11 protein-coding genes are annotated in these 14966 nt (G+C 66.7%); 5 read left to right on the top strand and 6 right to left on the bottom strand.

From position 1 onward, the window contains the following. The first annotated feature begins 160 nt into the window (after window positions 1-160). On the top strand, window positions 161-1684 hold the full coding sequence (locus EB836_RS01485; RefSeq protein WP_135537335.1) for an aldehyde dehydrogenase family protein: 1524 nt from the start codon (window positions 161-163) through the stop codon (window positions 1682-1684). Beyond that, complete coding sequence (locus tag EB836_RS01480; RefSeq protein ID WP_135537334.1) at window positions 1684-2103, top strand: DUF779 domain-containing protein; 420 nt, start codon at window positions 1684-1686, stop codon at window positions 2101-2103. The genes EB836_RS01485 and EB836_RS01480 overlap by 1 nt, the downstream gene beginning before the upstream one ends. 141 nt (window positions 2104-2244) lie before the next feature. Here EB836_RS01480 and EB836_RS01475 read toward each other — a convergent pair whose 3' ends face one another. From EB836_RS01475 to EB836_RS01450, 6 genes are read right to left on the bottom strand one after another with little or no spacing between them, the layout of a single operon-like run. Continuing rightward, a complete protein-coding gene (locus tag EB836_RS01475; protein ID WP_135537333.1) occupies window positions 2245-3612 on the bottom strand; it encodes an alkylhydroperoxidase domain protein in 1368 nt (455 codons plus the stop codon). A 1-nt stretch (window position 3613) separates the two neighbouring features. Further along, window positions 3614-4666, bottom strand: a complete 1053-nt coding sequence (locus EB836_RS01470) for a putative FMN-dependent luciferase-like monooxygenase (RefSeq protein ID WP_135537332.1) — start codon at window positions 4664-4666, stop codon at window positions 3614-3616. A 5-nt stretch (window positions 4667-4671) separates the two neighbouring features. Continuing rightward, a complete protein-coding gene (locus tag EB836_RS01465) occupies window positions 4672-6366 on the bottom strand; it encodes an ABC transporter ATP-binding protein (protein WP_135537331.1) in 1695 nt (564 codons plus the stop codon). Continuing rightward, entirely contained in the window at window positions 6363-7235 is an 873-nt protein-coding gene (locus EB836_RS01460; protein WP_135537330.1) for an ABC transporter permease, read from the bottom strand. Before EB836_RS01460 ends, EB836_RS01465 begins: the two co-directional genes overlap by 4 nt. Next, window positions 7232-8329 (bottom strand): ABC transporter permease, encoded by a 1098-nt coding sequence (locus tag EB836_RS01455; RefSeq protein WP_135537329.1) that lies wholly within the window; start codon window positions 8327-8329, stop codon window positions 7232-7234. Before EB836_RS01455 ends, EB836_RS01460 begins: the two co-directional genes overlap by 4 nt. Continuing rightward, window positions 8326-10035, bottom strand: a complete 1710-nt coding sequence (locus tag EB836_RS01450) for a TIGR04028 family ABC transporter substrate-binding protein (protein ID WP_135537328.1) — start codon at window positions 10033-10035, stop codon at window positions 8326-8328. Before EB836_RS01450 ends, EB836_RS01455 begins: the two co-directional genes overlap by 4 nt. Before the next feature lie 482 nt (window positions 10036-10517). Between EB836_RS01450 and EB836_RS01445 the strand changes: the two genes are divergently transcribed. The 3 genes from EB836_RS01445 to EB836_RS01435 all read left to right on the top strand — a co-directional run bounded on the left by EB836_RS01445 (window position 10518) and on the right by EB836_RS01435 (window position 14908). Further along, complete coding sequence (locus EB836_RS01445; protein WP_135537327.1) at window positions 10518-11186, top strand: VOC family protein; 669 nt, start codon at window positions 10518-10520, stop codon at window positions 11184-11186. Window positions 11187-11343: 157 nt separating this feature from the next. After that, window positions 11344-12141, top strand: a complete 798-nt coding sequence (locus EB836_RS01440) for a DUF3152 domain-containing protein (RefSeq protein WP_135537326.1) — start codon at window positions 11344-11346, stop codon at window positions 12139-12141. Window positions 12142-12358: 217 nt separating this feature from the next. Then, window positions 12359-14908, top strand: coding sequence for an ATP-dependent Clp protease ATP-binding subunit (locus EB836_RS01435; protein WP_135537325.1), 2550 nt, complete (start codon window positions 12359-12361; stop codon window positions 14906-14908). Window positions 14909-14966 lie beyond the last annotated feature (58 nt).

Raw genomic sequence — 14966 nt, 5'->3', positions numbered from 1 at the left:
GCCTGCGGACGAACTCTCTGCCGAGAACCGCCGACCTATTGTCCCGTCGGACAGTCCGGCCTATGGTGAGAGGACGTTATCCATCGACTCGGTGGACGCCGGTCAGTGCATCGGGCGTGACAGAGGAATCCGAGCGGATGGACTCACACGAAGGAGTGTCATGGCAGTCTACTCAGCACCCGGAACCGACGGTTCTCTCATCACGTTCAAATCGCGCTATGAGAACTACATCGGCGGAGAGTGGGTGCCGCCGAAGGACGGCAACTACTTCGAGAACATCACCCCCGTCACCGGCCAGGTGTTCACAGAGATCCCCAGCTCCACGGCAGACGATGTCGAGACCGCCCTCGACGCGGCCTGGGCGGCGGCCCCGGCCTGGGGCAAGACCTCGACCACGGAGCGGGCGAACATCCTTCTCAAGATCGCCGACCGGATCGAGAACAACCTCGAGATGCTCGCCGTCGCCGAGACCTGGGACAACGGCAAGGGCATCCGCGAACCGTTGGCCGCGGACCTGCCGCTGGCCGTCGACCACTTCCGCTATTTCGCCTCGGCGATCAGGGCGCAGGAGGGCGGAATCTCGCAGATCGATGACGACACCGTGGCCTACCACTTCCAGGAACCCCTCGGCGTCGTCGGACAGATCATCCCCTGGAACTTCCCTCTGCTCATGGCGACCTGGAAGCTGGCCCCGGCGCTCGCCGCCGGCAACTGCGTCGTCCTCAAACCTGCGGAGCAGACTCCGGCGTCGATCCTCGTCCTCGCCGAACTCATCGGTGACCTGCTGCCGGCCGGAGTCCTCAACATCATCAACGGCTTCGGAGTCGAGGCCGGAAAGCCCCTGGCGTCGAACAAGCGCATTCGCAAGGTCGCGTTCACCGGTGAGACGACGACCGGTCGACTGATCATGCAGTACGCCTCGCAGAACATCATCCCGGTGACCCTGGAGCTCGGCGGCAAGTCACCGAACATCTTCTTCGACGACGTCATGGACGCCGATGACAGCTACCGGGACAAAGCCCTCGAAGGATTCGCGATGTTCGCGCTCAACCAGGGAGAGGTCTGCACCTGCCCATCCCGTGCGCTCGTCCAGGACTCGATCTTCGACGACTTCGTGGCCGCCGGCGTCGAACGCGTACGCGCCATCAAGCAGGGCAATCCGCTCGACACCGACACCCAGGTCGGTGCACAGGCCTCGAACGACCAGTTCGAGAAGATCATGTCCTACCTCAAGATCGGCCGAGACGAAGGCGCCGAGGTGCTCATCGGCGGCGACAAGGCCGAACTCGACGGAGACCTCGCCGGCGGCTTCTACATCCAGCCGACGATCTTCAAAGGCACGAACACGATGCGTGTCTTCCAGGAGGAGATCTTCGGTCCGGTCGTCGCCCTGACTTCGTTCTCCGACTACGACGATGCGATCTCGATCGCCAATGACACCCTCTACGGCCTCGGTGCCGGAGTCTGGTCGCGTACCGGCAACACCGCCTACCGGGCCGGACGTGACATCCAAGCCGGCCGTGTGTGGGTGAACAACTTCCACGCCTACCCGGCCCACGCGGCCTTCGGCGGATACAAGTCCTCGGGCATCGGCCGCGAGAACCACAAGATGATGCTCGACCACTACCAGCAGACGAAGAACCTGCTGGTCAGCTACTCCGAAAGCGCACAAGGATTCTTCTGATGAGTGATACAGCCGAAACAGCCGTTCTCGAATCGACACCGACGATCGAAGGCGAAGGGAGATCGCGAGTGGCGATGACTCAAGCCGCCGTCGACCTGCTCGCCGGCCTCGTCGACAAGCACGGGCAGCTCATGTTCCATCAGTCCGGCGGATGCTGTGACGGATCGTCGCCGATGTGCTTCCCCGAAGGGGACTTCCTCACGTCGGAGGCCGACGTGCTGCTGGGCCACTTCGAATTGCCCATCGAAGATTCCGAGAAGGCCGGACTGGACTTCTGGATGTCGACCGAGCAGTTCGAGTACTGGAAGCACACGCATCTGACCATCGATGTGGTGCCGGGACGAGGAGGCGGCTTCAGCGTCGAATCACCGACGGGCAACCGCTTCATCATCCGCTCGACGCTCATGGACGTCGCCTGAGGCGGGGCTCATCCGCGCGATCGGCGCCACTGCACGATTATCTGGTCGATCCACGGCGTTCTGCCCGCCCAGAACGCCGTGGATCGACCGTACTATCGCTGCCGCATAACGCTGGAAGTTGCCGCACTACCGTGAAGACGGTCACTTCCCCGGCTTCAGCAGCTCCGGCTCACCGAGCGAGAGCATGAGGCGATTCGCCCAGTTGAAGAACGCCGCGCAGCCGAGGACATCGATGATGTCCGCGTCGTCGAGCCCGGCCTGACGCAGCGTGGCAACGTGATCGGGTCCGAAGGACTGCGGGGTCAGTGTGAGCGCAACCGAGGCATCGACGACGGCATCCCACACCGGATCGCCGAGGCGGGACGTCGTACCGATGCCCTCATCGAGCAGCCGCTGCACGAGATCCCGTCGGCCCGATTCCTCGGTGGCCCGATCCGCGTGGATCGAGGCGCAGAAGAGGCAGCCGTTGAGCCGCGAGGCCGCAGTGGCTGCGAGTTCGCGTTCGGCCCGACCCACACCGTCAGTGGTGTTGAAGAAGATGTCGAAATCGGTCAGTGTGCGCGCTTTCAATGCCGCCGGATCGCGGGCGAGGAGACGGAAATAGGGGTTCTTCGCCCGTCCCGCCTCGACGAGGGCATCACGTTGGGCATCGGTGAGATCCGCCTCGGCGACGGGGGCGATCCACGGCACCCAGCCGAGCCCGGCCTGCTGGAACAGCTCGGGCCGTTTGAGTGTCGGATGGGTCTTCACCCGGTCCCCGACGTGGCTCAGTGCCCGCTCCGCCTGTGCCGAGGTGGAGGTGTCGTCCGAGTGATCGTCCGACGAGCCCGGAGTCCGAGGTGCGGGAACGTCCGGCGTCGGAGTCGCACTGGTCAGTGCTGCCAGGCCGGTGCTGATGCGGATCTGGAAATTGAGGAACGACACGAGCTGGGCGAGGGTGACGATGCCGTCCTCGTCCCATCCTGCCTCGAGCAGGAGCGCGAGATGCCCGGGACGGCAATCGCGCGGATGGAGCACGAGCAGATGAGCGAATTCGAGTCCGGCCACAAGCTTCTCGCCGAGACGGTCCGCCGTCGCCTCTCGCGCGGCGAGCCACGGACCCGGGACGCTCTCCTGTGCCAGAGCCGAGGATTCGTAGATGCCGTACGGTCCGTGCACGCCGGACATCGCAGCCGAATCGGACTCGTCGTCCGGGCCGGGCCCCGCAGCCGCACCCGCAGTCGCGGTCGCATCGTCGAGGAGTTCGGCGACCGCCCACGACGCGGACTCGTCTTCGTCGCGGAGCAGATCACGGTAGAACTCCTCGGCGCGCGGAGCCCCGAGCAGGCCTGCGGTGAAGGCAGCGACCGCGTAGCGGTCGCGGTAGCTCACTTCGGCCGGATCAGCCGGTTCGAGCAGCGCTTCGAAGCTCAGCTGTGCGTTCTCCTTGGCCTGGGCCCGGTGGTCACGGAGGGCATCGAGAGGATCGTTCGCGGCGATCCCCGCGAGGAGGTTGATGATGTCGGCCATCTCAGTGCACCCGCTCCTTGGTCACGGCGAATCCCAGGGCGGGGGCCACCTCGGTGGCGAGCAGTTCGATCGATCGCAGAGCGGTCTCATTCGTCGCCGGCACCGAATGCACCTGGAAACTGACGTCCGTGGCCCGGTCGAGAACGCGGTCACGGTGGAGCCGTTCGCTCACCTGCTCGGGCGTGCCGAGGTAGGTGTCGGTGGCTTCGAGGAGCTCGTCGAGGCTCAGCCCTGAGGTGTCATAGCCGACGAGGCGGTCGGCCTCGGCCCGCAGTGCCGGTTCGGTGATCTCTCGCAGCCGCGGCAGGTCTGCGGCATCGGCGACCACGGCAGTGCGGGAGGCGAGGATGCGCGGTTCGACCCCGTCGGGCAGCTGGGAGAGATAGGTGTCGATGACGGGCAGCTGCACCTCGTCGAGGCGGGCCCCGGGATCGTCTTGCGGGCGCGGCTGAGTTCGCGAGAGCATGAGCCCGTCCCCGGCGGCGCCGGCCGCCCCGGCCCCGCCCGAAGAGAAGGTCGCCTGCCACAGTCGCCGGTCGAGATTCGCCCGGTCGGCACTCGAGGCGGGGTAGAGCCGGTGTGCGGTGGGAAGCGGCCCGCCGGCGAACAGGGTGCGCAGCGTCGCGAGATTGTCGGCGAACGTCTCCCGACGTTCCTCGAAGCTCGTGCCGAAGGCGGGGAAGGACTTCGGATTTCCGCCCGACCCCAGGCCGATCTCGAGCCGTCCGACCGAGAGTTCGTCGAGGACGGCGGCGTCTTCGGCCACACGGACCGCATTCTCCATCGGCAAGGTGATGATCGCGGTGCCCAGTCGGATCCGACGGGTTCGGGCGGCTGCGTGGGAGAGGAAGACGAGCGGGGAGGGGAGGCCGCCTTCGGCCGCGGAGAAGTGGTGTTGAGCGACCCAGGCGGAATGGAAGCCGAAGTCCTCGGCCGTCTCGATCTGCTCGAGGGCGAAGCGGTAGCGTTGCGCGGCCGGGGCGTCCTCGAGCAGGCGGGTGAAGAATCCGAGCTTCGGGCCCGTCGCCTGATGGTCGGTGGGGTGACTGGTCATGGGTCTCAGCTTTCTGCTGCCGTGGTGAGCAGGGTCGGGGTGAGCGGTCGATCGTCCGCGGGTGGTGAGTCCGACGACAGTGTCGCGGGACGGGGGATCGCGTCGAGCAGACTCCGCGTGTAGGACGTGCGCGGGCGGGCGAAGATCTCCTCGGTCGGGCCGGTCTCCATGAGATGCCCGCGCGACATCACGGATACCGTATCAGCGATCTGACGGATGACGGCGAGGTCGTGGGAGATGAAGACGTAGGTGAGGTCGAGCTGGCTCTGCAGATCGTCGAGCAGGGTGAGGATCTGTGCCTGCACGGTGACATCGAGAGCCGAAACCGCTTCATCGAAGACGACGAGCTCGGGTTCGACGATGAGGGCACGGGCGATCGCGACCCGCTGCAGCTGCCCGCCGGAGAGTTCGGCGGGACGGCGGTCGAGGAAGTCAGCCGGCAGCGCCACCCGGTCCATCGCCTCGGCGACGAGCCGGGGCCGGGAGGTGCGATCGCCGAGGCGGAAGCTGCGCAGAGGCTCTGTCAGGGTCGAGCGGATCGAATGCTTGGGATCGAGCGCGGAGAACGGGTTCTGATGCACGAGCTGGACGGTGCGTCGGAACTCTCGCCGCCGCTGCCGGGAGGGACGGCCCCGCCCGAACTCGGCGGCGTCGAAGTCGCCGATGCGCAGCTGCCCGGACTGGGGCGTGAGGAAACCGGCCAGGGCCTTGCCCGTGGTCGTCTTGCCCGAACCCGATTCGCCGACGATGCCGTGGGTGGTGCCGCGGGCCACCGTGAAGTCCACGTCTTCGACACCGGAGACCTGATCCCCGGTGCGGTCGAAGACGTGGGTGAGTGATTCGACGGAGACGAACGGGTGTGCAGTCCGCGCGGCCGCCTCGGCGAGGGCAGGGCGGGCCTTCGTCTGCAGGGCTGGGGCATCGGTGATGAGGCGGGAGGCGTACTCGGTGGAGGGGTGGGAGAAGACCCGACCGGCCGGGCCCGACTCGACGATGAGCCCGCCGTGCATGACGGCGAGTTCGTCGGCTCGCTCCCCGGCGACGGCGAGGTCGTGGGTGATGAAGAGGACGCCCATCCCGGTCTCGGCCCGCAGCTGGTCGAGAAGGTCGAGGACCTGCTTCTGCACGGTCACATCGAGCGCCGAAGTCGGTTCGTCGGCGATGAGCAGGCGCGGGCGCAGTGCGATGGCCGCGGCGATGAGCACCCGTTGCCGCATCCCGCCGGAGAGTTCATGCGGGAACTGGTCGGCCCGTTTCTCCGGCCGGTCGATGCCGACCCGTGCCAGCAGCTCGATGACCTGGGCGCGGGCCTCTGCCCGGTTCGCACGACGGTGGATGCGCAGCGCCTCGGCGACGGACTTCCCGATGGTCTGCAGCGGGTTGAGCGAGGACCCAGGGTCCTGCGGGACGTAGCCGATCTGCGTCCCGCGCACACCCCGCCACCCGGCAGCGCCCAACGACAGCAGATCGAGATCGCCGAGGCGGATCCGCCCGGCCGTGACCCGCGCCGAGGACGGGAGCAGGCCGATGACGGCGTTGGCCGTCGTCGACTTCCCCGAACCGGATTCGCCGACCACGGCCGTCATCGAGCCGGGGCGGACCACGAGATCGAGCTCGCTCACGGCCGGGACGGAAGGGCCGCCTCGGTGGGTGTAGTCGACGGAGAGCCCGTCGATGCGCAGCAGCGAAGACCCGGTCATGATGTCACCTTTCGCAGGGTGTTGCCGATCTGATGGGTGGCGAGCACGATGGCCATGACCACGATGCCGGGCAGCACGGTCAGCCACCATGCGGTGGCCACGAAATTGCGGCCCTCGGCGATGATGAGGCCCCATTCGGGGGTCGGCGGCGGGGTGCCGTAGCCGAGGAACCCGAGTGTTGAGATCTGGAGGATCGCGGATCCGATCTGCAGCACCGCCAGCGACAGCACCGGAGAGATCGAATTCGGGAGGATGTGGCGGACGAGGACGGAGAAGAATGTGCCGCCGGAGCCGTAGGCCGCGGCCACGAAGTCGCTCGTGTTGATCTGCACCGCCTGGGAACGGGCGAGACGGGCGAATTGGGCGATCGCCGTGACGCCGACGGCGATGGCCGCGTTGATCGTGCCGAAGCCGAGGACGACGACGATCGAGAGGCTGAGCAGGATCGCGGGAATCGACAGCAGCACATCGACGAGGCGCATGAGCACATCATCGAGCCAGCCGCGTCTGGTGCCGGCGATGAGCCCGATCGTCGTACCGAGGACCAATCCGACACCGACCGCCACGAGAGCAGCCAGCAGGGATTGGGAGGCGCCGTAGACGACGCGCGTGAAGGCATCGCGACCGGTTTGGTCGGTGCCGAACCAATGCTCGAGGCTCGGTGCCAGCAGTGCCGGAGTGTCCCCGCCGTCGTTCGGATCGTAGTGGGTGAACAGGCCGGGGACGAGGGCCCAGGCGATGGCGATGAGCAGGACCAGCGCCGAGACGACGGTGGCCGGGGGAATCCCGGGGCGCGTCCGAGTTCCGTGCGCGCGGGCACGGTGCGGGCCGGCACCCTGACCTCGAGTGAAGACATCGGTGATGCTCATGCGTTCTTCTCCTTCGTCTCTCCGGAGGGCGCGGGATCGTCATCCCAGTCGAGGTCGACGCCGACGCTCGCCGCGGTTGCCGTCAGCGCCCGTCGTGTGGGCCCGTCGTGACTGCGCAGGCTCCTGCTCACCGAGGCGACGCTGCGTTTCGAGCGCAGCCGGACGTCGATGATGGGATAGAGGAGGTCGACGATGAGGTTGATGATGACGTAGCCGAAGGTGGCGATGACGACGACGGCCAGCAGAATCGGATTGTCGCGGTGGGTCACCGCCTGGGCGGTGATGAGCCCGATGCCGTTGCGGCCGAAGACGGTTTCGGTGACCACGGCACCGGCGACGAGCTCGCCGAAGACGAGCCCGATGATCGTCAGTCCCGGCAGCACCGCATTGCGGGCGACGGTGTGGACGAGGAGCCACAGTTCGGAGGCGCCCTTCGCGGTGGTGACCTTGACGAACCCGGAGGCCTGCACCTCGGTGATGGAGCGGATGAGCACCTGGGCGATCGGAGCCGAGAGCGGGACCGCCACGGTCAGGGTCGGCAGCACGAGCGCTTCGGCGGGGCCGGCATCGACGACCGAGACGATTCCGAGCTGGAAGGAGAAGACCTGGATGAGCAGGATTCCGAGCCAGAACACGGGGATCGAGATGAAGAGACTGGGCACCGAGTCGAGAACCCGACGCACTCGCGACAGCGGCCCGGTGGCCGGGCCGTAGGTCGCGAAGACGGCGATGAGTACGGCGAGGACGAGGGCGGTGACGAACCCGGAGATCGCGAGCACCGCGGTCGAGGGCAGGGCCGCGGAGATGATCGTCGATACGGCCGCGCCGGTCTGGACCGAATAGCCGAAGTTGCCGGTGAGGAATCCGGTCAGGCTGGTGATATAGCGTCCGAACCACGAGTCGTCGGCGCCGGTGGCCTCTCGGATCTCGGCGATCTGTTCAGGGGAGAGGCCCAACGTGGGATCGGCGAAGCGGGCGGTGACGCCGTCGCCGGGGATGAGGCTGAGCAGGATGAACGCCGCGGTGAACGCGAGGAGGAGGACCAGGACCGCTTGGCCCAGGCGGACGATGAGATAGCGGGTGTCGAGGATCATTTCTCTCCTGCCAGCCAGGTGCTGTAGAAGTCGGGCCGGCCCACGGGTTCGGTGGTGAAGCCGTGGACGCGGCGGCGGAAGGCGAAGACCTGCGGCTCCTCGAAGAACGGCAGCACGTAGGCCTGCTCGACGAGGTAGTTCTGGACCGCCTCGGCGGCCTGCTGACGTTTCTCATGATCGGGCTCGGAGGCCAGGGCTTCGAGGAGTTCGTCGACCTTCGCATCGATCGAACCGTCGGCGGCATCCGTGCGGTCGGCGCCGTTGAGGAAGACATCGCGGTTGACCGAGGAGTAGTTCGAGCGCAGGTTGTCGAAGTCGGCACGGGCAACCATCGAGTGGTAGATCTGCACGGTATCGAGGTCGAGGGCGTCGAGAGTCTGCTTCGATTGGTCGCCGGGGTTGATCGACAGGCGCACGCCGACGCGACGCAGCTGCTGTTGGATGAGGGTCTGGACTTCGTTCGAACGCGGCTGCGGCAGTGCGATATTCACCGTCAGGGCCAGCGGCTGCCCGTCCTTGACGCGGTAGCCCTGCCCGCTGCGTTCGCTCCACCCGGCCTCATCGAGGAGTCGGTTGGCTCTGTCCGGGTCGTATTCCCAGGAACCCGACTGATCCGTGTAGCCCATCGCGCCCTTGGCCAGCAGCCCGGTGGCCAGCGGGTAGTTCGGGGTGAAGAGCTTGTCGACGATCTCCTGGCGGTCGATGGCGGCGATGAGCGCCCGCCGGACGTCGACATCGGCGAGCAGATCGTGGCGGAAGCGGAAGTTGATGCTGTTGTTGATCCCGTTCGTCGCTTTCGCGAAGAGGCGCAGTCCCTGCTCGGTCACGCGTGACTCGTCCGGTGCCTGGACGTCGCGGACGCCGTCGCCCTGCCCGGAGATCACGGCTCCGATGCGCACCGAGTATTCGTTGTTGACGAGGTAGTCGATGCCGTCGAGGTGGGCTCGGCCCTGATGGTCCAGGTGCGGGGGCGCCCAGTCGTAGTCCTCCCGGGCGCGGACAGACAGCTTCGTGCCGATCGTCTCGGCGGTGATGTGGAAGGGGCCGCAGGTGTGGATCTGCGTGGCTCCGCCGGGGCCGAAGCCTTCGGCGTCGAGGGTGAGGGTGGAGTCGGCGAGCAGTCCTGCGTTCATCGTCGAGGTCGCCTGGGCGAAGCCGGGGGACGGGGCGGAGAAATGGAATCGCACTCGGTGGTCATCAAGGACTTCGCTGCGTTCGTAGTTCGAGATCTGTTCGGACACCGGCAGGGTGCGTGACTCGTCGCCACGGCCGAAGAGGTCGAAGTTCCTCGCGACGTTCGCCGGAGTCAGCGGCGAACCGTCCGAGTAGGTCACTCCCTCACGGATGGTGAAGGTGTAGGTCCTGGCCTCGGCGTCGATCTCCGGCAGCTCGGTGGCCAGCCAGGGGTGCAGGTCGAGCGTCTCCGGGTCCTGCCACAGCAGGCGGGCGGAGATGTTGTTCATGATTCCGCCGTTGGGATAGAAGCCGACCGACGGCGGGTAGAGCAGCGTCCAGGTCTGCGGTTCGAAGTAGGTGAGCACCCCACCGCGCACGGGTTCGCCGTCCGCGAGGGAACCGGCGTCCCGTGGTGTGCAGGCGCTGAGGGTGAGCAGTGTGCCGAAACCGAGACCGAGTCCGAGGAGCGATCGGCGGTCGAGGTGACGCTGAGCGTGGCGCGTCGAGGTGGCGGGACGGTCGTCCGTCATGGAATGAGGTCCTTCGGGCCGGAGAGATGGAATTGCGAAACGTCAGTGTGATAGTTCAACAATATGCGGACGTTGCCGGTGCCATGGAATGCAGGCAGAGGCGATGTCCGGAGCGGGTCCCGAGGTGGAAGTGCATGGTTCGAGTTAAGCGCATCGTACTGATCGCGGTCAATCCGGGGCTTCATATTGAGACATGTTGAGCAATTCGGATTTCGACCATCAGGTCATCGTCGCACCCGACCCTCGAGAAGATGTTGAGCAATTCGAGGTTCGGGTCCGAATGAGGCACGCCGAGGATGTTGCGCGTCCGGAGCTCGTGGGTGGTACGCACCCGAGGCCCGGGATGCTGCTCGCTTGGTGGCTGGCCCTAAGGGTGCCCCGGCGACGATTCGCACGGCCCGCGCCCTCTTCGGCATTGCCCTCGACGTCGAAGCGGGGGAGACTGAGGGTCTACGCACTCATTTGAAAGGTCCGGGTGGATCATGGACGTTCCGAACACCATTCCCGCTGAACTCGACCACCTCATCATCACGGTTCCCGACCTGGAAGCGGGGGTCGCCGCCGTCGAGGAAGCCACCGGTCTGCGTGCCGTCTCCGGTGGTTCGCACACGGGGATGGGGACCGCGAACTTCCTGCTCGGTCTCGCTCCCGCGCACTGGCCGGACGGTGCCCGCACCTACCTCGAGATCCTCGGGCCCGACCCGCAGCAGGAACCGCCCGCTGATGGGACGCTCCCGCTCGACGCGCACCTGTCCACGGGGCTGACCCTGCAGACCTGGGCCATCCACCCGCGGGCCTTCCTCGCAAAGATCGCGGCCGCGAACTCCGCCGGAATCGACTTCGGCGAGGTCAAGGACATGGCCCGCGATACCGCTGACGGCGACCGCCTCGAATGGCGACTGACCACCCGCTCCCCGCTCCCGCACGCAGGTGCGCAGCCGTTCCTCATCGACTGGGCCGAGTCGGTTCACCCCGCCGAGGCGGCCCTGCCCACCCTCGAACTCCTCGAGTTCCGTGTGGAATCCCCGGAACCCGAGGCGGCCCGGCAGGTGCTCGAGGTGCTCGGAGCCGGCGACGCCGAAGTTCGTCAAGGACCAGAGTGCCGCCTGCGGGCGAAGCTGCGCGGCCCCGGCGGTGTCCTCGAGTTCTGATTTCGCCGAAACACAAGCGGAGCGCCGAGACACAAGCCGGGCGTCGAAACTCAAGCCGGGCGTCGAGACACGGGATGAGCGCCGAAGCACTGCCGCGTGCACGCGTGTTTCGGCACTCAACCTGTTTCTCGACGAGGCGGCGGCTAGACTCGCAGGCGTGCTCAGTCGAAACCGCCTCGCCTCCCGCTCGCACCTCCGCGCCCTGACCTCCCTTGCCGCTGTCTCGCTGCTCATCGGTTTGAGCGGTTGTGCGCCCGCCGCAGACGAGGAGACCCGGCCGACCCCGAAGGCAGCCGAGACTGCCGTGGCATCGCCCGGCCCGAGTGACCAGACAAGCGGCCAGGCGAGCGACGACCCGACGGAGTCGCCTGCGCCGACCGAAACCGCGAACGTCGATGACGCCGGCGCGGCAGGAGTCAGCGAAGACGACATCGACGCTCACGGCAGCGGGAAATGGGATCGACCGGCCGAAGAGACCGGACTCAACCGCGACGGAGGCAAGACCTTCAAGGTTGCACTGCGCGTCGAAGACAACCTGCCCATCGACGTCGACGAAGCCGGCGACTTCATCATCAGGACCCTCCAGGACGAGCGCGGCTGGCAGGACATCGACGATGTCTCCATCGAACTCGTCGACGAGGGGCAGGACACGATGATCTCCATCGCCAGCCCCGACACCGTCGACGAAATGTGCCTGCCACTGCGCACCCTGGGCAAACTCTCGTGCCGCAACGGACCCAATGTCATCCTCAACGCCAAACGCTGGGTCGCGGCCACCGAGGAGTTCGATGACATCGTCCAGTATCGGCAGTACCTCATCAATCACGAGGTCGGACATGCACTGGGCCATGGTCACGAGTCCTGTCCCGGCCCCGGGGAGGCCGCACCGCTCATGCAGCAGCAGACCAAAGGTCTGCAGGGCTGCGAACCCAATGGGTGGCCCTCGAAAGGCTGAGTGCGTCTGAGGCTGTGCTGCCGCTCCGTGGTGAAGGCGACTGCCGCTCCGTCCGCTCCGTCCGACCGTCCGACCGCGTCCGCTCCACCTGGCCGCCAGCCCCTCATCGGGGCCGTGGCGGCGTGTGACGGCGACCTCAGATTCGCGCGGGAATAACTGCAGCGGATCTCCTGTTGATTGAGTCGTATACGCTCAACTCTGAAAGAGGAGGTCGGCTTTGGCCACATTCTTCGGACCCGCAGGTTCGGGTGGAGACTCATTCGACGAGTTCCTCGCCCGCTTCCTCCAGGGACAGAACGGAGCCCGCCGCGGGCGAGCCGTCGACATCAACCGCCTGCTGAGCAAGCGCAGCCACGAAGTCATCGAGGCCGCCGCCGAATTCGCCGGCAGGCACGGACAGTCCGAGGTCGACGCACTCCACATCCTCCGGACGATGGTCGATTCCGAACCGGGAATCTCCGCCGTGCGGCAGGCAGGTGCTGACCCCGAGGCCATCGCTCACAGCATCGAAGAGCGCCTTCCGGCGAGTACCGACACCGAGGTGGAATCCACACCGACGCTGACCGGTTCGGCCCAGCGGGCGCTGCTCGACGCCTACCAGGTGGCCCGCGCCTTCGGTTCGACCTACATCGACCCGGAGCACATCTTCTTCGCCTTCGTGCTCAACCAGGAGATGCCTGCGGGCCGCATCCTTGCCCAGGCCGGAGTCACCCAGGCGGCCCTGCAGGCAGGAGCCGAAGCAGCCGAGGCCGCAGGCATGCACCCCGGTCAGGAAGCCGACGGTGAGGACGGGCAGGGATCGGTGCTGGAGAAGTACGGCACCGACCTCACGGCGCTCGCCGCCGAAGGCCGCCTCGACCCGGTCATCGGCCGTGCCCACGAGATCGAACAGACCATTGAGATCCTCGCCCGCCGGACGAAGAACAACCCCGTCCTCCTCGGCGAGGCCGGCGTCGGCAAGACCGCGATCGCCGAAGGCCTCGCACGTGCCATCCACTCCGGCGATGTGCCCAAGCAGCTGCACGGCAAACGCATCATCTCCCTCGACATGCCCGGAATGCTCGCGGGCACCCGCTACCGAGGCGACTTCGAAGAACGACTGACCGGGGCGCTGAATGAGATCGCCGAGGACGGAGACATGATCGTCTTCGTCGATGAACTCCACACCCTCGTCGGCGCCGGCGGCAACGGCGAAGCGAATTCGATGGATGCCGGCAACATCCTCAAACCGCGACTGGCGCGCGGCGATCTGCACATGATCGGCGCGACCACGCTCAAGGAATACCGCACGATCGAGAAGGATTCAGCTCTCGAACGCCGATTCCAGCCGGTGATCGTGGGCGAACCGAGCGTCGCCGATGCCGTGACGATCCTCGACGGACTCAAGGACCGCTACGCCGAATTCCACGAGGTCACCTACACCGACGAGGCGGTCCGGGCCGCCGTCGAACTCTCCAACCGCTACATCACCGACCGGTTCCTTCCGGACAAGGCCATCGACCTCATCGACCAGGCCGGTGCCCGGATGTCGCTCAAGCGCGGACCTGGTGTCGACATCGACGCCCTCAAGCTCAAGCTCTCCGAGCTCGAGGCGGAGAAGAAATCCGCGATCGAGGTCGAGGACTACGAACGCGCCGGACGCCTGCGCGATGAGACCACCGAGGTGGCCGCCCGGATCGACACCGCGGAGAACCCGGGTGCCGACGCCGCGAAGACCGTTGCCGCCGAGGCGATCATCGACGACCAGGAGATCGCCCAGGTGGTCTCCCGTGCCACCGGAATCCCGGCGGCCCGGATGACGCAGAGTCAGAAGGTGCGCCTGGCGAACATGGAGGACGTCCTCCACGATCGTGTAGTCGGGCAGGACGAAGCGGTGACCGCGGTGTCACGCGCCATCCGCCGCAGCCAGACCGGGATGAGCGACCCCAACCGGCCGATCGGCAGCTTCCTGTTCCTCGGCCCCACCGGTGTCGGCAAGACCGAACTGGCCAAGGCGCTCGCACAGACCCTGTTCGATGACGCATCCGCGATGATCCGCTTCGACATGAGTGAGTTCGGCGAACGCCACACCGTGTCCCGTCTCGTCGGTGCCCCTCCCGGCTACGTCGGCTACGACGAGGCCGGGCAGCTCACCGAGCAGGTCCGCCGCCGCCCGTACTCGGTCATCCTTCTCGACGAGGTCGAGAAGGCCCACCCGGATGCGTTCAACCTGCTGCTGCAGGTCCTCGACGACGGACGGCTGACCGACGGTCAGGGTCGGACGGTCGACTTCCGCAACACCGTCATCATCATGACGAGCAACCTCGGTTCGGAGTTCATGTCCGGCACTCCGCTGGGCTTCGCCTCTGGTGCCGCCGAGGATGCGGAGAAGGACCTCAAGGCCAAGGTCATGGGTCGGCTCAAGGAGTTCATGCGTCCGGAGTTCATCAACCGCATCGACGACACCGTGATGTTCTCCCGTCTCGATCGTGAGCAGCTCCACGCCATCGTGGGCCATCAGCTCGAGGCTTCACGGCAGCGTCTCGAGGCTCAGGGCATCGGTCTCGATGTCTCGCCCGAGGCTCTCGACTGGCTCGCCGACGCCGGGTATGAGCCCGAATTCGGTGCCCGTCCGCTGCGCCGGGTGATCCAGCGCGAGCTTGATGACCGGATCGCCGATCTCCTCGTCACCGAGGCGGTTGGCGACGGTGGCCGGATCCGCGCCACCGTCGTCGACGGGGATCTCACGGTCACGCCCGAGGCCCGACAGGAGGTCATCACCGCCTGATCGCCGAGGCGGTCGTGCACCGACCGTCGAACCGAAGAGCCCGAGGTAGGAGGATCGC

The sequence above is a fragment of the Brevibacterium sp. S111 genome, assembly GCF_004745075.1.
GTDB lineage: Bacteria > Actinomycetota > Actinomycetes > Actinomycetales > Brevibacteriaceae > Brevibacterium.
Note: the sequence above shows the minus strand (reverse complement) of the source record. Positions and strands in the feature narration are given on the sequence as shown.